This window comes from Pontimicrobium sp. MEBiC06410 (assembly GCF_053601615.1).
Window position 1 is genome coordinate 111125 of sequence record NZ_JBSHNT010000147.1, and the last position, 19736, is coordinate 130860.

Below are 19736 nucleotides of genomic sequence, written 5' to 3' on the forward strand. Positions count from 1 at the left end.
TTAGTGTCATTTTTTATTAAAAGCCAAAGATACATCTAATTTATTCGTTAAAACTTATGTTTATAAAAAAGGCTTCCCATATCAATGAGAAGCCTTATAGATTTTTTTATATTTTAGAGATATTAATCCTTAATTTTTTTATCAACTGGCATTGGGTTTGCCCCATACTTATCGAATAAATATACTAGTGCTGTCATGGTTGCTGCTCCTAATTCTAACTCTCGTTTATTTACCGCATCAAACGTATCATTACTAGCATGATGATGATCGAAATAGCGTTGCGAATCTGGGCGTAATCCTGCCAAAACATTACTATCGCTTTTTAATGGGCCAACATCTGCTCCGCTTCCTCCTTTTTCGAAGTAATGTATTAAATAGGGTTTAAATAATGGTTTCCAGCTTAATACTTGGTTAAAATTAGCATCACTACAATCGAAACTAAAGCCTCTTGGTGTAAACCCTCCTGCATCACTTTCTAATGCGAAAACATGCTTTTCGTTATTTTTTTTAGCTTCTTCTGCATATTTATTTCCGCCTCGTAATCCATTTTCTTCATTCATAAATAACACAACGCGAATACTTCGTTTTGGTTTTATTCCAGATTCTTTTAATAAGCGTAATACATCCATAGACTGTACTACTCCTGCTCCATCATCGTGTGAGCCATCTCCTAAATCCCATGAGTCTAAATGCCCTCCAACAACCATGTACTCTTTTGGAAATTCACTTCCTGTAATTTCTCCCACAACATTATATGAGAGTACATCGTCTAATTGTTTACAGTTTTGTTTGAAGTAGAATTTAAGGTCTTTGTCTAGTTTTATCATACTAGATAGTTTTTCTGCATCATTGGTACTTATGGCTGCCGATGGTATACGTTGATTATTTGGTAAATCTCCATAGCTCATGCTTCCTGTATGTGGAAAATCGTCTAGTCGTAAATTCATAGAACGTACTATTACACCAGCTGCACCATATTTACCTGCTTCCATTGCTCCTGCATAACGTTGGTTTACACATCCTCCATAAGCATTAAAGGTTTCTATTAAATCTTCCTGCATTGGCCTGTTAAAGAACACTATTTTACCTTCTATATTTTTTCTTCCTAATGCTTTAAGTTCTTCAAAGTTTTGAACTTCTACTATACTTGCTTTTACTCCTAATGGTTTTGTTGCGATTGAACCTCCCAATGCACATATATTAACTGTTGTTGTTTGGCCAGAAGCTGTTTCGAAATAAGCATATTCTTTTGCTCCTCTTACCCATTTAGGAACCATTACGGGTTGTAACCATACTCTATCTAAACCTAATTTTTCTAATTCTGCTTTCCCCCATTTTACAGCACGTTCTGCATTTAATGATCCAGACAGTCTGCCTCCTATTTTATTAGACAAATGATCTAACCACTCGTAACTTTTACCATTGGTTAATGATGTTTTATATATTTTTTTTACTACTTCTTCGTCTGTTTGCGAATGGATAGCAAATGAACACAACAATGTTCCTAGTAGTATTAGTTTTTTCATTACGTTATATTTTGATGTTTTTACGGATAATTATTTTAGTAATTATGAAACATTACTCATTATTTAATTCTTGTTTATACAACTCTAAATTAGCTTTTGTTTCGTCGTCCAACTCAGGCTCTTTTATATCTGCATATTCTTTTAAGGTATCGTACAGTATTTTTGCTACTATGTAACGAGCGGTTGGCTTATCGTCTGCTGGAATGTTATACCATGGTGCATGTGCTTTAGAGGTTCTATTTATAGCATCTTCGTAACAATCTTGATATTTATCCCATAGTTTTCGTTCTTTTAAATCTCCTGCTGAAAATTTCCAGTTCTTTTCTTTCTTTTCTAGGCGTCGTAATAATCTGTTTTTTTGTTCTTCTTTTGATAGGTTCATGAAGAACTTAAATATAATAGTGCCGTTGTCTGCTATATGTTTTTCAAAATTATTTATTTGTTCGAATCGCTTATCCCAAAAGGTGTCATTTACATCATCTACCGATGTTACTGTTGGTATATTTTCTCCAAGAATATAATATGGATGCACTCTTGTCACTAACACGTTTTCATAATGGGTACGGTTATGTACACCAAATTTACCTCTTGCGGGTAGTTTTAAATAGTGACGCCATAGGTAATCGTGTTTTAGCTCTAATTCTGTTGGTACTTTAAAGCTTTGTACTTCTACTCCTCTTGCATTAAAATCTTTAAATACTTCTCTTATTAAACTATCTTTTCCAGAGGTATCCATACCTTGTAAGCATACTAAAACTGCGTATTTACCGTGTGCATACATGGTATCTTGTAGTTTTCCTAGCTTTTTTCGTACACGCTTTAATTCTTTTTCTACATCTTCTTCTTCAACGTCAAGATTATATTTGGTAGCTTGTTTAGCAATAGTAATCTTAGAGGTTATTTTAAAGTCTTTTATTTCTATTTCTTTCATTATTGTTTTGTTATAATGCTAAATATACAAATTCATTTTTTATGTATTATAGTTCTGTATTACACAATAATAATCTTAATTTACAAAACGATATTTAGCTAAATAAATTCATAAAAAAAACCAGCTATGTAGCTGGTTTTTATTGTTATTTAGATGCAAATAGTTTTACATCTTGCTCGCTTACTTCATTGCCCCCTAAAATAATTAAACGTTCTATTACGTTACGAAGTTCTCTAATATTTCCTGTCCAATCATATTCTTGTAATAACTTAATGGCTTTATCTGAAAATGATTTTTGTATTGTACCTTGTTCTCCTGCTATTTTTTTAGAAAAATGTTTTACTAATAATGGTATATCTTCTCTTCTATCGTTAAGCGCTGGTACTTTTACTAATATAACTGCTAGTCTGTGGTATAGATCTTCTCTAAATTTACCATCGGCTATTTCTTTTTTTAAGTCTTTGTTTGTTGCCGCTATAACACGTACATCTACTTTTATATCTTTATCGCTTCCTACACGCTGAATTCTGCTTTCTTGTAAGGCTCTTAATACTTTAGCTTGTGCAGATAGACTCATATCTCCAATTTCATCTAAAAAAATGGTACCGCCATTTGCTGCTTCAAATTTTCCTGCTCTGTCTTTTGCCGCACTGGTGAATGCTCCTTTTACGTGCCCAAACAACTCACTTTCTATTAATTCGCTAGGTATTGCGGCACAGTTTACTTCTATCATTGTGCCTTTAGAGCGGTCGCTTTTTTCATGCAACCAATGTGCTACTAACTCTTTACCTGTTCCATTTGGGCCAGTAATTAATACTCTTGCATCTGTTGGCGCGACTTTATCTATAATATCTTTAATTTGAGAAATGGCATCGCTTTCTCCAATCATTTCATACTTTTTGCTAACCTTTTTCTTTAATTTTTTATTTTCTACTACTAGCTCTTTTCTATCTAAAGCATTGCGTACCGTATTTAATAATCGGTTTAAATCTGGCGGTTTAGATATATAATCGAAAGCCCCTAACCTCATGGTATTTACGGCTGTATCCAAGTCTCCGTGTCCAGAAATCATTACAATTGGAATTTCTGGTTTTATCTTCTTTACTGCTTCTAATACTTCAACACCATCCATTTTTGGCATTTTAATATCGCATAGTATTAAATCGAAATCTTCTTTCTTTATTTTATCTATTCCTGCTAAACCGTCTTCTGCTTGGTCTACTTGGTATTTATCGCTCTCTTCAGAAAGTATTTTTACTAATACTCTTCTTATCGCAGCTTCATCTTCTATTACTAATATTTTTGACATTATATTTTAAATTTTAGTCCTGTTCTTAAATAAAACGCATTCACATTGTCTAAGTTAAATAATTTATCGCGATTATTATCTCGTATTATATTTGTTAACCTTAAAGTATAACCTGTGTATGCGTATGCTACTAAATGTTTTGTAAAGGCATATTCATAACCTAATCCTCCAACAATTGCAGATAAAGAAACATGTTGCGCTTCTTTACCGTTTATAGTAATTCTATCTTGTATGTGCGCATAATAGCCATCTATAGAGAAGAAACTTTGTATGCTATTCTTCTCGTTAACGTAATATTTTAGATTTATTTTTGGGATTCCTAAGTTAAATGACCATTTCTCATTTACTTGCCTAAAATAACTTATAAAGGGTAAAGGAAAAGGAAGTCCTGTTGTACTATTATATGTTAATCCTAAAATTAAACGGTATGGTCTTTTAAGTGTTGTATCTTTTCTTTTATCGTTAATAGCAAAAACACCTCCATTAAAGAATACATCGTCCATACTTAAGCTTCCTGTTAATGTAGAGGCTATACGTGGCGAAAAACGAAGCCCTAATCTCCAATTTTCGCTTGTTTTAAATGTATAAGCCAAATTTAAGTCTGCTACATGTACGCGCCTTAATGCCGATGTAGAAAAGGGGTATTGATCTTCTAACTCTAAGATAATACGATTATATTCTGCTCCTACTATAAAATAGCAATCTTCGGAAGTTTGTAGCGGAATATTAAAACTTCCTCTAAATCTAGTATACTCATCTTCAGAATTGCTTTTGGGAATAAAAGAATACTCTAATCTAGCCAAATCGGTTAATTGTGCTTGTATTGTATTCATTATAAGGCAGCATACAACTAAAGCACTTATTTTAAAAACTCTTTTGGTATTTTCTTTCATAGATTACTTTTCTGGGTTAGATATTATATGAATATCACGTTGCGGAAACGGAATATTAATAGCATTGTCTTTAAACTCGTTATATATTTTATATCTTAAATCACTTTTTAATAATGGTACTGCAAAACTATCTTGTACATGAAAATGCAATCTAAACTGTAATGCGTTATCTCCAAATTCTAAAAATAATAACCCAGGAGTAGGCTCTTTTAAAATACGATTATCTTCGTCTGCAATATTTAATAATAACGTCTTTAGTAATTCAATATCTGTGCCATAAGCAACACCTATATCTACATACTCTCGTGTTATATCGCTATTTTGAGTCCAATTATAAACTACTTCATTTAAAAATTTATGATTAGGGATAATTAATATTTTATTATCGTTAGTAATGGCTTTGGTGGTTATAAGGCTAATTTTAGTTACTTTTCCTACTTTACCACTCACTTCTATAATGTCGTTAACAGTAATCGTTCTATCTACTAAAATAAAAATTCCTGAAATGACATCTTGTACTAGTTTTTGCATTCCTAGCCCTAGAGCTACAAAAAAAGCTGTGGATGCTGCTAACAGTGTAGTAACTTCTACTCCTGATGCATCTAGAGTACCTATTATTACAATAGAAAAGATAATATATTTTACGAAAGTAAATACTGTTTTAAAGCGATTTCTATCGTATTCATTAAGTTTTCTACTGGCTATTTGCCTAATAAATCGTAATATAAAATGCGTTATTACTAGTGTTGTTAATAGTATTAATATAGCAGAAATTGTTATTTTAATATCTTTAGTTGGCTCAAAACTGTAAGCTAAAAACGATTTTATTTTCTCTAACATTGCCTAATTTTATTAATATTTAATCCATTTTATTAATTCCTTATAACTCGGCTTTTTACCATACATTAAAATACCTACTCTATATATTTTTGCTGCCAGCCATACTGTAAATGTAAATGTACCTATTAGTATTACTAAAGATACTACTTGTTGCCAAATTGGAACTCCAAACGGAATACGCATTAACATAACTACTGGTGATGTAAATGGTATAAAAGAAAATATAGTAGATACTGTACCGTGCGGGTCTTCTATTACTGTAAAACCACCTACATATACTGCTATTACTAAAGGCATTATTATTGGCAGTATAAATTGCTGTGTATCTGTTTCGTTATCTACTGCCGCACCAATGGCTGCATACAATGAGCTATATAATAAGTAACCACTTACAAAGAATAATATAAAAGCTAATGCCAAATTTGCTAAAGGTAAACTTCTTATAGCTAATAATATATTTTGCATTTCTAAACCGCTATTGGGGTTTGTAATGGCTTGTTGCATTAATTGCTGTTGAGGCGATTGCATCTGCGACATATCTATACCTAGTATTAAGGGAAGCACTATTATTAAAACACCTCCTACAATAATCCAGATAGTAAACTGAGTAATTCCGGCTAAAGAGGTTCCTATTATTTTTCCTAGCATTAATTGTACTGGTTTTACAGAGGAAATAATAACTTCAATTATTCTACTTGTTTTTTCTTCTATTACAGACCGCATAATCATGTTCCCGTAAATAATTATAAACATAAAAAGTAAATAACCTGTTGCAACACCAAACGCTATTTTAGTATAACCATCTATTTTTGATGTTTTTTCTCCACTAAAACTTTCTTGGTTTATATTTATACTTATTTTAGAATTCTCTATTTTATTAATATCTATGCCTTGATTACGCATTTTAATATTGGTAAGTTCTTTTTCTATTTTAGACTCTAAATCGAACATTAAGGTTAATGATGGTGAGTCTTCTGAATAAAAACTTATATGCTGAGAAAGACTATCTAAATTTGAAAAATTATCGACATGCAATAAACCGTAATACTCGCTTTCTGATGAGATTTTTTTAGCATTTTCTAAAGTAATATTATCATCTAATATATGATATTTTGTTTTTTTACTGTCCTTAAAAAATGCTTTAACTTGTCCTGACTCATCTAAAATTGAAATGGTTCTAACTTTATTATTATTTAATTGAAACAAATAACTAACTAAAAGTACAAGCCCTATCATAATTAACGGGCTTAAAAATGTCATAATAACAAACGATTTATTTTTAACTTTTGTTAAATATTCTCGTTTTATAATAAGTGGTAAATGATTCATAGTCTTTAATTATCCTTTATTGTTTGAATAAAAATATCGTTTACACTTGGTATTAATTCTACAAAATGAGATACTTGCCCTTGTGTTGTTAAATATTGCAATAAATCGTTAGCCGATTCTGTTTCTGATAGTTTTATATTTAATTTTAGTTCGTCTCCTATGGTTCTAAAATCTGCAGGAGAAACTATAAATTTTTCAGATAAAGCTTGCTCTACTACTTGATGATTATTTGTATTAAGTCCTACCTCGTAAGTATTAGTTTTATATTGTTTTTTTATATCTGTTAATTTTCCTTCTAAGATTTTATTAGACTTATGTATTAATGCTATATGATCGCATAACTCCTCAACAGATTCCATTCTGTGTGTAGAAAAAATAACTGTAGCACCTTCATTTTTTAATCTTAATATTTCATCTTTAATAATATTGGCGTTAATAGGATCGAATCCTGAAAATGGTTCATCGAAAATAAGTAGTTTAGGTTCATGTAATACAGTAACTACAAATTGTATTTTTTGAGCCATTCCTTTAGAGAGTTCTTGTATTTTTTTATTCCACCAGTCTCCTATTTCCAAACGCTCAAACCATTGTAATAATCGTCTTTTTGCTTCTGCCTTTTGCATGCCTTTTAATTGCGCTAAATACAAGGCTTGCTCTCCTACTTTCATTGATTTATACAATCCTCTTTCTTCTGGTAAATATCCTATATCTTTTACATGGTGAGGTTGCAATGGTTTCCCATCTAATAATACATGCCCTGTATCTGGCATTGTAATTTGATTTATTATACGTATTAGTGTTGTTTTACCAGCTCCATTGGGCCCTAAGAGTCCAAAAACACTACCTTCTGGCACAGTTATAGACGCATTATTTAGTGCTGTAAAATCTCCGAATTTTTTAGAAACCAAATGTGTTTCTAACAGATTGCTCATAGTTTATTATTAGAATTATTTTCTTTTACCTTAAGTAATTTTAGGTAAAGTAATATAATAGTGAAAATCGTGTAAATATAAAAAATGTAATGTGTAGAACTTTCTCTCTTTGCATTTATTTTAACAATAGATAAAAAAACAAAACCCACCCTTAGTAAACTAAGGATGGGAAAAAATTGCTATGAAAAAGAAAAATTACCGCTAACTTTCATTAGCGATAAATCAAATATACTCTTTTTTATGAGACAATCATAAAATGACCCTAAATAACTTCTATTTATTGCAAAAAATCCCGCTAAAAAGCGGGATTTTGGTCTTTATTAGAGTGTTTTCTATGAAAACATGTCTTTTACTTTTTCAAAAAATGATTTATCTGAACGTTCTGGTTTTGGCGCAAAATGTTCATCTTCTCTCATGCTCTCAAAAAATTCTTTTTGAGATTTACTTAAGGTTTTTGGTGTCCAAACATTAACATGGACTAATAGGTCTCCTTTTCCGTAACCATTAATACTTGGAATTCCTTTTCCGCGTAAGCGTAATATTTTACCAGACTGCATCCCTGCTTCTATTTTAATACGTACTTTTCCTGTAACGGTATCAATTTCTTTAGAGCCTCCTAAAACGGCATCAGATATGCTTACATATAAATCGTAATGTAAATTATCGCCTTCTCTTTGTAATGTTGGGTGTGCTTCTTCTTCTATTGCTACTAATAAATCTCCAGAGACACCATTTCCTGGTGCTTCGTTTCCTTTACCAGAGACTTTAAGTTGCATACCATCTACTACTCCTGCCGGTATTTTTACTGCAATGGTTTCTTCTTTAGTTATAAATCCTTGCGCATCTGCGTTAGATGTTTTTTTATCTATAGTTTGCCCAGCTCCACCGCATGTTGTACAAGTGGTTGCTGTTTGCATTCTTCCTAAAATAGTATTAGTAACTCGTGTTACTTGCCCAGAACCATTACAACTAGAACATGTTCTGTAAGTTGTACCTTCGGCTTGAACTTTACGTTTTACTTTTATTTTTTTCTCTATACCATTAGCAATTTCTTCTAATGTTAATTTTACACGAATACGTAGGTTACTTCCTTTTACTCTTCTAACTCCGCCACCTCGGCTTCCTCCGCCGAAGCCTCCAAAGCCGCCTCCAAAAATATCACCGAATTGGCTAAATATGTCATCCATATTCATTCCGCCTCCGCCGAAACCACCGCCTCCATTCTCAAAAGCTTGGTGTCCAAATTGGTCGTATCGTGCTTTTTTATCTGGATCCCTCAATACTTCATAAGCTTCTGCAGCTTCTTTAAACTTACCTTCTGCACTTTTATCATCTGGGTTTTTATCTGGATGAAATTCTATTGCTTTTTTTCGGTAAGCTTTCTTTATTTCTGCCGCTGTAGCATTCTTGCTTAGCCCCAATATTTCGTAAAAATCTTTCTTTGCCATCTTGTCTGCCTTATTGACCTGTAACTACTTTTGGGAAACGTATTACCGTTTCTCCTAATTTGTATCCTTTTTCTATAACATCTACAATTTTACCTTTTAAGTCCTCGCTTGGTGCAGGGATTTGGGTTACAGCTTGATGAAAATCTGCATCAAAAACATCTCCTGCTTTTACTTCCATTTCCGAAAGTCCTTTTTGAGTTAATGTTGTTTTAAGTTTTTGACTTATTAATTCAACACCTTTTAAAAGTTCTTTTTCTTTAGTTTTAGAAATCTCAGAATATGCTCTGTCAAAATCATCTAAAATGGGTAATAAAGACACCATGACATCTTTACTTGCCGTTTGAAATAATTCTACACGTTCTTTAGACGTTCTTTTCTTATAGTTTTCAAACTCAGCAAATAACCGTAAAAACTTATCTTTTTCCTGTCCTAATTCTTCTTTTAGCTTTTCTTCGGCGGTCATTTCTACTGTTTCTGTAGCTTCTGTTGTTTCTGTTTGTGTAGCGTCAACTTGTTCTTCTACTATGTTTTCCTTATTATCTTTTGCTTTGCTCATTTTGTATCTTATAATTTTAAATACATTTAAATGTTGGCAAAAGTACTGCCAATATTATAAAAATGTCAAAATGTCACACATAATTTTTAAAGTTTTTTTACCCCTATTTAATTATTGAAATTCTTTATTTTTGAAATTCTTAACCTAAATATAAATATAACATGAAAAAATGCGTATTAAATAGTCTTGTTTTAGTTGCTATAACTATTGCTGCAAATGGATGTAAGGACGATGTAAAAAAAGCAGAAACACAGGAAGCTAAAGAAGTAAAAGTAGTGGTTAGCGAATCTAGCTACAATGCAATTCCTGAAGAATCTATGATTTCATGGAAAGCAAATAAAGTTGTAGGTGGACATGAGGGAACAATTAACGTTTCTAAAGGAAAAGCGAAATTAAAGGGAGAAACATTAGTGGGTGGTACTTTTATTTTTGATATAAATACTCTAAAAAACACAGATATTCCTACCGAAAATGAAGGTAATGCTAAATTAGTTAAGCATTTATTAAGCCCTGATTTTTTTAATGCTGAAGCGTTCCCTAATGCTACTTTTGAAATAACATCTGTTGTTGGTAATAAAATAAGTGGTAATTTAACTTTAAAAGGAATTAAAAAGAATGTAACTTTTAATGCTAAGGTAGCTGTTATGGGTGATGACCTTTCTATTACTAGTGATACTTTTACTATAGATAGAACAGAATGGGATATAAAACATAACTCTGGTAAGTTTATGGATCCTGCAGAGCTTGGAGATTATATGATTAAGGATGATATAGAAATTAAAATATCTGTTAAGGCTAAGAAAGCTTAATTGCATTTTCACTACAATTTAAAACGCCATATTTATAATTAAATATGGCGTTTTTATTTAAGTACTTCTTTTACTTTACTAGAGCAACTCGCTTAAAGCGGTATTTAATGTATAATATTTAAAATTAAAGCCATTCTCTTCAATTTTTTGAGAACTTACTCTTTGACTTTGAAATAAAATAGCATGCATATCTCCCAACACTAATGCCATTATAAATCTTGGTATGTTTGGAAGCAACAATGGGCGTTTTACTTGTTTTGCTATAGCTTTGGTTACTTCCATATTGGTTGAAGGGTTAGGTGCTACTGCATTATACACGCCTTCTAATTTATGCTCTAAAACATGCATGAATATGTTGGCTAAATCTGCTATATGTATCCAAGACATCCATTGTTTTCCTGTTCCCATAGCTGCTCCAACACCATATTTTATAGGCTTAGATAACTGAGGAAATGCTCCTCCTTTACTAGAAAATACAATACCTATTCGTATTTTAGCAATTGCAATATTTAACGTTTTAAAATCATCTACCGCTGCTTCCCATTTTTGTACTATTTCTCCTAAAAAAGAAGTATTTACGTCTTTATCTTGTTCTGTATAATACTTTGTTAAAGAGTCTGGGTAATACCCTATAGCACTTGCAGATATTATGTGCGAAATACTGTGTTCGTTATTTTTAAGTGTATTGTGTAATAGTGCTGTTGTTTTTATTCTACTATCTAAAATGGCTTTCCGCTGTTTGTCTGTCCAACGTTTAGAAATACTGGCTCCTACCAAATGGATAATAACATCTACATCCTTTATACAGTCTACATCAATAGTATTTGTTTCTATATTCCAATAAAATCCTTTATAATTCTCTTTTTTAGAGATTTTACTTTTATTGGTTGTTAAATAGTTAACTGCAATACCTTTATTGTGGCATTTTTCTACAATCTCCTTTCCTATTAAACCTGTTGCTCCTGTTATTAAAACACGCATTTCTTTTTTATTTAAATTTACAAAATAGTAAACCGCTTCTCAAGTGGTTTAAGTAAGCTTTAACATTATTACTGTTTTACTGCACGAAGCATGTGTCGTTTTCCTGGTGGCCCTTGTAATTTTTCTACTGTAAACCCAACACTAATCATAGCTCTTCGAGCATTGCCTTGTGCACAATAAGTTACCAAAACGCCTTTAGATTTTAATGCTTTATACATTATTTCAAAAATTTGCTCTGTCCATAAGTCTGGTTGTACTCTTGGTCCAAAGGCATCGTAATAAATAATATCAAAACTGTTTATATGTGTTATTTCAGAAAACAATTTTTGCTCCTTTTTTAACTTAAACTGTTTTGAGATTTGATGTTCTGTTCCCCAATCACAAGAATGTAGTGTTTTAAATGTTTCGGTATGTGCTTGTGCTTGTAAGGCTTCTATATAGTTTAATGCTTCCAATTCTTCTGGAGCAATAGGGTAAGCCTCGACACCAACGTATGTTACATTTATATTTAAAGCTTTTGCTTGTAACAATGTTAAAAAAGCATTCAATCCTGTACCAAATCCTATTTCTAAGATTGATACATTTTGAATGCTTTCTTGTTTTGTTTCTTCAACATAATACTGAAGTCCTTTACTTAAATAGACATAATTGGCTTCTTGTATTGCACCATGTTTGGAATGGTATTGCTCATTCCATTCTGTAATTTGAATGGTTTTAGAGCCATCCTGCGTTGTTATTATTTCGCGTTTCAAACTATTGTTTTAATAGCACTCCATCGGCCTCAAAAGAATACGTACGTTTTGGCTCTGTAATGGCTGCTATAGCTTCTTTACTTTCTCCTCCATCTTCTGCATAGTGGCGTTGCTCATCTACCGATACTTCTTCTACAAAGGCTTTTCCATTAACTATAACTTCTTTTCCTGCTATATCTTTTGGCATGAAAAATCCATAATCTTTAAACTTAACCATTACTTGCTCTCCATTATCTAAGTTTAATTTCATCCAGCAGCCTTTCTTTTTACATACTTCCTCTACTTTCGCTACCATTTTAGTATCTAAACTGTCTCCTACTTTTAATCCTTCATAATGTTGTATCATTGATTTTGCTGCAACTGCATCATCTGCTATAATTTCTTTTCCAAAAGATTTGTACTCTACATTTTTTACAGTCTCTATTTCTGCTTTTGCTTTTACTTCTTCTTTCTTCTCTTCATTCTTACATGATAATAGTCCAATAATTATTACAAGTAATACGACGTATTTTTTCATTGTTTTATTTTTTATTAGTTGGTGAATTATATAAACAAAGATAGTATTTTAAGCTTAATTTAGCATTTAATCGGTCTTAATTCTGTACTTTTGCACCCTGAAAAAGAAACTAATCAAATGGATACTAAAATAGACATTGTAAAAGCTGAAAACTCTAAAATTAACAGCGTAGATTTTAACAATTTAAATTTCGGAAAGGTTTTTACCGACCACATGTTTTCATGCGAGTATAAAAATGGTGAATGGCAAACGCCAAAAATCATGCCTTATGGTCCCTTATCTATAGATCCTTCGGCTAGAGTATTCCATTACGGACAAGCTGTTTTTGAAGGTATGAAAGCGTATAAAGACCAACAAAATGATGTTTGGTTATTTAGACCTGAAGATAATTTAGAGCGTATTAACATATCGTCTTCTAGGTTAGCTATGCCTGCTTTTCCTAAAGACCTCTTTTTTGATGGTTTAACTTCTTTATTAAAGTTAGACGACCAATGGATTAAAAACACAGAAGGAAGCTCTATGTATATTAGACCTTTTGTTATTGCTACAGAACCTGCTATTTCTGCATCGCCTGCGGCTGAGTATAAGTTTATGATTATACTATCTCCAGCGCAATCGTATTATGCAGGTGAGGTTCGTGTTAAAATTGCTGAAAAATTTAGTCGTGCTTCTAGTGGTGGTGTTGGTTATGCTAAAGCTGCTGGTAATTATGCGGCTCAGTTTTACCCAACTGCATTGGCAAATGATGAAGGTTACCAACAAATTATTTGGACCGACTCTAGTACGCATGAGTATTTAGAAGAAGCTGGTACGATGAATGTGTTTTTTAGAATTAATGACACCTTAGTTACGGCTCCTACTAGTGATAGAATTTTAGATGGTATTACTCGTAAAAGTGTTATACAATTGGCTAAAGACAACGGAATTCCTGTAGAGGTTAGACCTATTAAAGTTAGTGAGCTTAAAGAGGCTGCTAAAAATGGGAGTTTAAAAGAAATTTTTGGTTCTGGTACTGCTGCTGTTATCAATCCTATTTTAGGGTTTAAGCATCAAGATTTTAAACATGAGTTACCTAAATTAGAAGGCACTTATGCTTCTATGTTTAAATCAAAATTAAACGCTATACAGTATAATACTGCCGAAGATCCTCATGGATGGAGATACAAAGTATAAGTTAGCATAGCAGTTAGCAGTTAGCAGTTAGCAGTTAGCAAATATACATATATTAAAAAAGCAACCTAATTGGTTGCTTTTTTGTTTTTGTTACTCTTCTAAAATTCCTGCAATATTGGGTTTAAAGTAATTAGGGCCTTTTAACACTTTGCCATCGTCTCTGTAAATAGGCTCGCCATCGTCTCCCAATTTACTCATATTACTGCGTTGTATTTCGTTAAATACTTCTTCTATTTTATGTTGCATGCCGTGTTCTATAATAGTACCACACAATATATATAACATATCTCCTAAGGCATCTGCAACTTCTACTAAATCGTTATTATTGGCTGCTTCATAATACTCTTCGTTTTCTTCTTTCATTAAGTTAAAACGTAGCGTGTTTTTATCGCTCCCTAAATCTGCTTTTGGTGTTTCTCTATGGCCAATTTTAAAGGCGGTATGAAATGCTTTTACTGCTTCTATTTTATTTTTCATAATATATTTCCCGTAAAAACGGGAATCTCATATTTTATAAGGTTAGTCTTCTTAATATTCTCTAAACCCCAAATTTACATTACTTTTTTAATTAACCAAGACGGGACGATTTTTAAAACCCATGCTATTAAGATCCAACGTTTAGAAATATAAACACGTCGTTTTTTTCGTTTAATGGCTTTATAGATTTGACGTGTTGCTTTTGGTAATGATGCCATCCAGAAAATACCATCTCCCAATGCCATTTTAGTATCTACAAATCCTGGACGAATGTCTGTAATATATACCTTCCCTCCTTTTATTTCTTTGGTTTTTAAATATAAAGACTCTAAATAATTAACTTGATAGGCTTTTGATGCAAAATAAGCTGGTGATTCTCGATTACCTCGTAAAGAAGCTATTGATGATATGGCTGCTAAATGCCCATAGCCTTGTGTTTTAAATAAATTAAAGGCTAAATCGTAAATTCTGGTTGCTCCTAATACATTAGTTTGTATAGTATCTTGTTCTTTTTCCCATTCAAGCTCTGGGTTTTCGTAACCCACTCCCGAGCTATGTATTACTAAATCTATGTTTTTTAACCTTGAAACAATGGTATTAAATACCTCAAACGAAGCATTTATGTCTTGCACATCATGCTTATATATTGAAATACTATTAGGATGTTCCTTTTTTATTTGCTCTAACAACTCTTGTCTGCGTCCTGTAATAGCTATTGTATAGCCCTCTTTTACAAGGTACTGTATTAATTGTTTTCCTATTCCAGATGTGGCTCCAAAAATTATGGCATTAGGCATATTATACTTATTTTTGTGGCGCTAAAAATTTAGCACATGATTTAGATTCTAAAAATAAGTATATGTTTTCTACAGGACAATTAGTTTTTGCCGTTTTATTTGCTATTGCTTTTATTATAATCATTGCTTATACTTATAGAAAAGATTTAAAACTCCACAAACAAAACTATAAAGGGGTTCTTTGGGTACTTTTAGCTTTTTTAGCTTTTATTGGTTTTATCGTTGCTATAAAATTAATTTTTAAATAGTCTTTTTGTTTTTAAACAAGGTTTTTTCTTAACTTTCTATCAGAAATTTCAACATTTTAGTAAATATACCTAGTATTGGGTATGTCTCTACTTTGCTTTTTTGTTGAATTTTGAGCTATTAACCAATAACTATGTCTGATATGAGATTTCACCAATACTTTATAACCTATGCATTTATTTTTTATTCTAACACAATTAATTAATGAGTTCACTTTGGAAATACGCTACTGAAGCTCATGCAACTGAAGCTCTAGAATATTATGAAAATTTATTGATGAGATCCATCGATGTTTTTTATGTGGCCGTTGTAAAAAAAAGCTGTGACAATGAATGTTATGGGCTAGAAATTGGTATAATGTCAAATTATGAGAATGTACATATAGATAAATTTATTACTCAAGAAAGAGCTTTTAACCATGATTTTCCTCAGAATTCTATCCCAGAATATCTTCCAATACCTTCAATATATAGTAAAGGTTCAGAATATGTTTCTCAAAACATTTTAACAGATAAAGAATTTAAAAATTTATTTAGTAATACGAGAAGCACTGTACAAACAGAACTCGTAACTTTTGATGGTATTGACATTAATATCGATCCTAATAAACAAGAAGAAATATTACTAGAAGAGAAAGATTGGTATAGTTATGACTATGGAAGGCAACCTATTAAAACTTTAAATGGATGTACAGGAACTTTAGGTGGTTTTTTTGAATTGGATGAGTTTCCTAATTCACTTTTCGGAATTTCAAATTGGCATATTTTAACTGTAGAGAGAGACTTAGGTGTTTCAGTTTATTCTAACAATGGAGAAAAAATTGGGGAAGCTTTTTGGCAACAGTTAAACATATATTCTGAAAGTGCTTTTCTTAAATTTACTCCAGAAGTGTCAAAAAAATTAAAATGTAAGTATAAGAATAGTCTTTGGTCACTTGGAACACCTAAAATTGGTGATATGGTTTTCCATAAAGGGTATGGCAGCTATAGAATAAACAATCTTTTAAATAAAAGGTCTAAAATACACTCTAATAACGCTACAATAAAAACATATTGTGATGCATTTGAAAACAATATGAGAATATTTAAAAATCAACTTTTAATAAAAAATTTTTCTGAAGATGGAGATTCTGGAGCTTTAGTAATTACGGAAAGAGAAGGAGAAATTAAAAAGACTGCGGTAGGTTTATTATTTGCTGTACGTAATTCTAAACCGATTAATTCATCTGAGTACACATCTATATCTGTAGCTAACAACCTTAATTTTATTTTTAACAAGAGGTTTCATGAAAAACAAGAGGTATTTATAGAGATTACTGAAAACTTAAAAAAAACCTATTTAACTAATCAATTTACACTAAGTAAAAATACATTTTATTAAAATTTAAAACATAGATTATGGCAAACAAATTAATGTTCAATAAAAATATTGAAATCTTATTATGTGAAAATCAAGGCAGAAATAGATTTTTACTTTTTGAAGACTCTACTATAAAAATAGAATCCAAAGTTACATATGATTCACAATCTAATATTCAAAATATGATATTTAGTGGTCATAACAAGAATGGTAATCGTTATACAATTAAACATGTAACATATTGTAAAAGTAATAATTTTGACTGGGGTGATAGGTTTTTAATTCATATCGATAAAACTGGGATACCAGATGGTAACATATCTTTTAAAATTGATGCAAATTATAATGCAAATCTTATAAGAAAACTTGATTTCAAGAAAAATAGCGTTACCATTTTCTTCTTTAAAGAATATTTATTAAGTGTTCCCCAAGAACAAAATGATTTAGATTGTACAATGCAAATGGGCACACCAAAAACAAAAGACGGAGCAATAGTTGTAGGAACCTAATGATTAAAAGAAATATAACCATAAATTGCTTTTTCCCAGTAATGTTTTTCGTTACTGGTTTTTGCGTTTCTCAAAATCAGAACTTTAATAATTTATTAGATGCTTTTCAATCTAAAAATTATGAAAAAGTTGGAGCGGAGTTAAAAAAAATAGACACTTCAGCAGTAAGCAATTACGATAAAGCAACTTGGCTTTTTTATTTTGCTGATTATCAAATGAAAATAGATAATCAACATAATGCTTATGAGAGCGTAATCGATTCAAAAAAAATATTTGAATCTTTAAATGAAAAAAGTGATGTTTTTGACTGTAATTTACTTTTAATAAGAATTCTTAGTCATCAAAATAACCTTAAAATTAATCTAAATGATTTTCTAAATCAATTAGAGAAAGATGCTATTAAATATAATGATTCAAGCGCACTCATCACTACTTATAATAATATAGGAGCTACATTTTTAGACATTAACGATGATAAAAATGCTTTTAAATATTTTAAAAAAACAATCCCCATAGCTTTAGCAAAAAAAGACACTTTGAAAGTAGGGCAAGCATACACAAACATTGGCACTGTATATTACTCAATTATCAAAAACCCAGACTCATCACTATATTACTACAAAAAAGCAGTACCCTTAATTAAAAATCGTAACGACTACAACACTCTCGCCGCAAACTACAATAATCAAGCGCAACAATATAAAGCCATTTTTAATTTTAAAGAGGCTCTTAAATATTATAAAAAAGCCGATTCAATAGACTTAAAAGATAATAAAATAAAAACAAAAATTATATTTTATGATAATATTTCTGATTTATATTATAAAACAGGGGATTACGAAAACGCAGCCACTTACCTAAAAAAAGCAAATGAATTAAAAGATAGTATTAACGATATTAGTCAGAATTTAAAAATCGCAGAAATAAAAGAAAAATATGATTTATCAGAAGAAGAAAAACAAAAAATCATTAATAGAAATATAGCAATTGGACTAGGCATTTCTTTACTTTTTGGCATTATACTTTTCATCTTAATCCAAAAAAATAACAAAAGAAAACAAGAAATTAAAAACCAAAAAGTAGCCACATTATTAAAAGACCAAGAAATCAATAATATAAACGCTATGATAGAAGGTCAAGAAAAAGAGCGCCAACGTATTGCTAACGATTTACATGACGATTTAGGCGGTTTAATGGCTACAATAAAGTTACAGTTTAACACTCTACAAGAGCAACAAACACCAGATTTATTTAATAAAACCAATAATCTTCTTGACCAAGCTTATAATAAAATACGTTCTATAGCTCATGCAAAAAACTCAGGAGTTATTGCTAAACAAGGATTATTAAAGGCGGTTAAAAATATGGCGCATAATGTGTCTTCTGCTAATGTCATTGACATAGAAGTTACAGATTTTGGTTTAGAAAGCCGATTAGAAAACAGTTTAGAGCTCAGTATTTTTAGAATAATACAAGAACTTACTACCAATATTATAAAACATGCCGAAGCTACTCATGCAACTATTAGTTTAACCAATCATGAAAATAGTTTAAACATTATGATAGAAGATAATGGCAAGGGGTTTAATGCTAATAAAGTGGTTAGAAACAATGGTATGGGCTTACATAGTATTGAAAAACGTGTAGAGCATTTAGAAGGCGAACTTAAAATAGAATCGCAAATTAACCAAGGTACTACCATAATAATAGATATTCCATTATGATACGACTAGCCATTGCAGAAGACCATCAATCGTTAATAGATGGTATTAAATTACTTTTAGAATATGAAGAAGGCTTCTCTATTGTAGGGACTGCAAATAATGGAGAAGAGCTATTAGACATTGTACGTTTAAAACGCCCTAATATTGTTATTACAGATATTAGAATGCCAAAAATGGATGGTATTACAGCAACCCAACACATAAAAAAAGAGTTCCCAGAAATAAAAGTATTAGCCTTTACGATGTTCGATCAAAACGATGCTGTTGAGCAAATGCTTGCAGCTGGAGCTTCTGGTTATTTACTTAAAAACTCATCGCTTACAGAAGTGAAAGCAGCTATAGAAGCTGTAAAACGTGGCGAAACCTATTATGATGCTAATATAGATACTAATGCCTTACAAGCTTCTGCTAAATCTTCAAAAAAAGGGGTACTAACCAAACGTCAAACTCAAATTCTAGGCTTAATTGCTCAAGGTAAAACCTCTCGTGAAATTGCAGAACAACTCTTTATTGGCGTACATACTGTAGACACCCATAGAAAAAACATGGTCCGTATTTTAGGCTTAAAAGGTAAAGGCGAATTACTACGTTATGCTCTAGAAAAGAAGTACACATTTACCTAATATTG

Annotated in this window: 20 protein-coding genes; 6 read left to right on the forward strand and 14 right to left on the reverse strand. The window is 31.3% G+C overall.

Features of this window, described 5'->3' with window-relative positions; translation table 11 throughout:
• Window positions 1-122 precede the first annotated feature (122 nt).
• The 9 genes from ACVC08_RS07885 to ACVC08_RS07925 all read right to left on the reverse strand — a co-directional run bounded on the left by ACVC08_RS07885 (window position 123) and on the right by ACVC08_RS07925 (window position 9764).
• Complete coding sequence (locus ACVC08_RS07885) at window positions 123-1526, reverse strand: M20/M25/M40 family metallo-hydrolase (RefSeq protein ID WP_452601633.1); 1404 nt, start codon at window positions 1524-1526, stop codon at window positions 123-125.
• Between the two features lie 52 nt (window positions 1527-1578).
• Window positions 1579-2457 carry a PPK2 family polyphosphate kinase gene (locus tag ACVC08_RS07890; protein WP_452598501.1) on the reverse strand — a complete coding sequence of 293 codons (879 nt, stop codon included), beginning with the start codon at window positions 2455-2457 and terminating at the stop codon, window positions 1579-1581.
• A gap of 145 nt (window positions 2458-2602) precedes the next feature.
• A complete protein-coding gene (locus ACVC08_RS07895) occupies window positions 2603-3766 on the reverse strand; it encodes a sigma-54-dependent transcriptional regulator (RefSeq protein WP_452598500.1) in 1164 nt (387 codons plus the stop codon).
• A complete protein-coding gene (locus ACVC08_RS07900) occupies window positions 3766-4659 on the reverse strand; it encodes a DUF6268 family outer membrane beta-barrel protein (RefSeq protein WP_452598499.1) in 894 nt (297 codons plus the stop codon). Before ACVC08_RS07900 ends, ACVC08_RS07895 begins: the two co-directional genes overlap by 1 nt.
• 3 nt (window positions 4660-4662) lie before the next feature.
• Window positions 4663-5499 carry a mechanosensitive ion channel family protein gene (locus tag ACVC08_RS07905; RefSeq protein ID WP_452601634.1) on the reverse strand — a complete coding sequence of 279 codons (837 nt, stop codon included), beginning with the start codon at window positions 5497-5499 and terminating at the stop codon, window positions 4663-4665.
• A 12-nt stretch (window positions 5500-5511) separates the two neighbouring features.
• Window positions 5512-6828 carry an ABC transporter permease gene (locus tag ACVC08_RS07910; protein ID WP_452601635.1) on the reverse strand — a complete coding sequence of 439 codons (1317 nt, stop codon included), beginning with the start codon at window positions 6826-6828 and terminating at the stop codon, window positions 5512-5514.
• Window positions 6829-6833: 5 nt separating this feature from the next.
• The gene (locus ACVC08_RS07915) at window positions 6834-7760 is read right to left on the reverse strand and encodes an ABC transporter ATP-binding protein (protein ID WP_452601636.1); all 927 of its coding nucleotides are present in this window, start codon (window positions 7758-7760) and stop codon (window positions 6834-6836) included.
• A gap of 332 nt (window positions 7761-8092) precedes the next feature.
• Window positions 8093-9208: a molecular chaperone DnaJ gene (gene dnaJ, locus ACVC08_RS07920; protein ID WP_452601637.1), complete on the reverse strand. Its 1116-nt coding sequence runs from the start codon at window positions 9206-9208 to the stop codon at window positions 8093-8095.
• Window positions 9209-9218: 10 nt separating this feature from the next.
• Window positions 9219-9764, reverse strand: coding sequence for a nucleotide exchange factor GrpE (locus ACVC08_RS07925; protein ID WP_452600029.1), 546 nt, complete (start codon window positions 9762-9764; stop codon window positions 9219-9221).
• 161 nt (window positions 9765-9925) lie between these two features.
• On the opposite strand from ACVC08_RS07925, the gene ACVC08_RS07930 reads away from it, so the two are divergent.
• A complete protein-coding gene (locus ACVC08_RS07930; RefSeq protein WP_452601638.1) occupies window positions 9926-10573 on the forward strand; it encodes a YceI family protein in 648 nt (215 codons plus the stop codon).
• A 78-nt stretch (window positions 10574-10651) separates the two neighbouring features.
• Here the strand turns inward: ACVC08_RS07930 and ACVC08_RS07935 are convergent, their stop codons facing one another.
• The 3 genes from ACVC08_RS07935 to ACVC08_RS07945 all read right to left on the reverse strand — a co-directional run bounded on the left by ACVC08_RS07935 (window position 10652) and on the right by ACVC08_RS07945 (window position 12823).
• Window positions 10652-11554 carry a TIGR01777 family oxidoreductase gene (locus tag ACVC08_RS07935; protein ID WP_452601639.1) on the reverse strand — a complete coding sequence of 301 codons (903 nt, stop codon included), beginning with the start codon at window positions 11552-11554 and terminating at the stop codon, window positions 10652-10654.
• 68 nt (window positions 11555-11622) lie between these two features.
• Window positions 11623-12306 carry a tRNA (5-methylaminomethyl-2-thiouridine)(34)-methyltransferase MnmD gene (mnmD, locus tag ACVC08_RS07940; protein WP_452601640.1) on the reverse strand — a complete coding sequence of 228 codons (684 nt, stop codon included), beginning with the start codon at window positions 12304-12306 and terminating at the stop codon, window positions 11623-11625.
• A gap of 1 nt (window position 12307) precedes the next feature.
• Window positions 12308-12823, reverse strand: coding sequence for a DUF4920 domain-containing protein (locus ACVC08_RS07945; protein WP_452601641.1), 516 nt, complete (start codon window positions 12821-12823; stop codon window positions 12308-12310).
• A gap of 117 nt (window positions 12824-12940) precedes the next feature.
• On the opposite strand from ACVC08_RS07945, the gene ACVC08_RS07950 reads away from it, so the two are divergent.
• Window positions 12941-13996 carry a branched-chain amino acid aminotransferase gene (locus ACVC08_RS07950; RefSeq protein ID WP_452601642.1) on the forward strand — a complete coding sequence of 352 codons (1056 nt, stop codon included), beginning with the start codon at window positions 12941-12943 and terminating at the stop codon, window positions 13994-13996.
• Window positions 13997-14086: 90 nt separating this feature from the next.
• On the opposite strand, the gene ACVC08_RS07955 is transcribed toward ACVC08_RS07950, so the two are convergent.
• Both ACVC08_RS07955 and ACVC08_RS07960 read right to left on the reverse strand, forming a co-directional pair.
• A complete protein-coding gene (locus ACVC08_RS07955) occupies window positions 14087-14473 on the reverse strand; it encodes a pyrophosphohydrolase domain-containing protein (protein ID WP_452601643.1) in 387 nt (128 codons plus the stop codon).
• Window positions 14474-14547: 74 nt separating this feature from the next.
• Window positions 14548-15270, reverse strand: a complete 723-nt coding sequence (locus ACVC08_RS07960; RefSeq protein ID WP_452601644.1) for an SDR family NAD(P)-dependent oxidoreductase — start codon at window positions 15268-15270, stop codon at window positions 14548-14550.
• A gap of 450 nt (window positions 15271-15720) precedes the next feature.
• Between ACVC08_RS07960 and ACVC08_RS07965 the strand changes: the two genes are divergently transcribed.
• From ACVC08_RS07965 to ACVC08_RS07980, 4 genes are read left to right on the forward strand one after another with little or no spacing between them, the layout of a single operon-like run.
• The gene (locus ACVC08_RS07965; RefSeq protein WP_452601645.1) at window positions 15721-16896 is read left to right on the forward strand and encodes a hypothetical protein; all 1176 of its coding nucleotides are present in this window, start codon (window positions 15721-15723) and stop codon (window positions 16894-16896) included.
• Window positions 16897-16913: 17 nt separating this feature from the next.
• The gene (locus ACVC08_RS07970; RefSeq protein WP_452601646.1) at window positions 16914-17384 is read left to right on the forward strand and encodes a hypothetical protein; all 471 of its coding nucleotides are present in this window, start codon (window positions 16914-16916) and stop codon (window positions 17382-17384) included.
• The gene (locus tag ACVC08_RS07975) at window positions 17384-19108 is read left to right on the forward strand and encodes a tetratricopeptide repeat-containing sensor histidine kinase (protein ID WP_452601647.1); all 1725 of its coding nucleotides are present in this window, start codon (window positions 17384-17386) and stop codon (window positions 19106-19108) included. Before ACVC08_RS07970 ends, ACVC08_RS07975 begins: the two co-directional genes overlap by 1 nt.
• Window positions 19105-19731, forward strand: a complete 627-nt coding sequence (locus ACVC08_RS07980; RefSeq protein WP_452599200.1) for a response regulator — start codon at window positions 19105-19107, stop codon at window positions 19729-19731. Before ACVC08_RS07975 ends, ACVC08_RS07980 begins: the two co-directional genes overlap by 4 nt.
• Window positions 19732-19736: the final 5 nt, after the last annotated feature.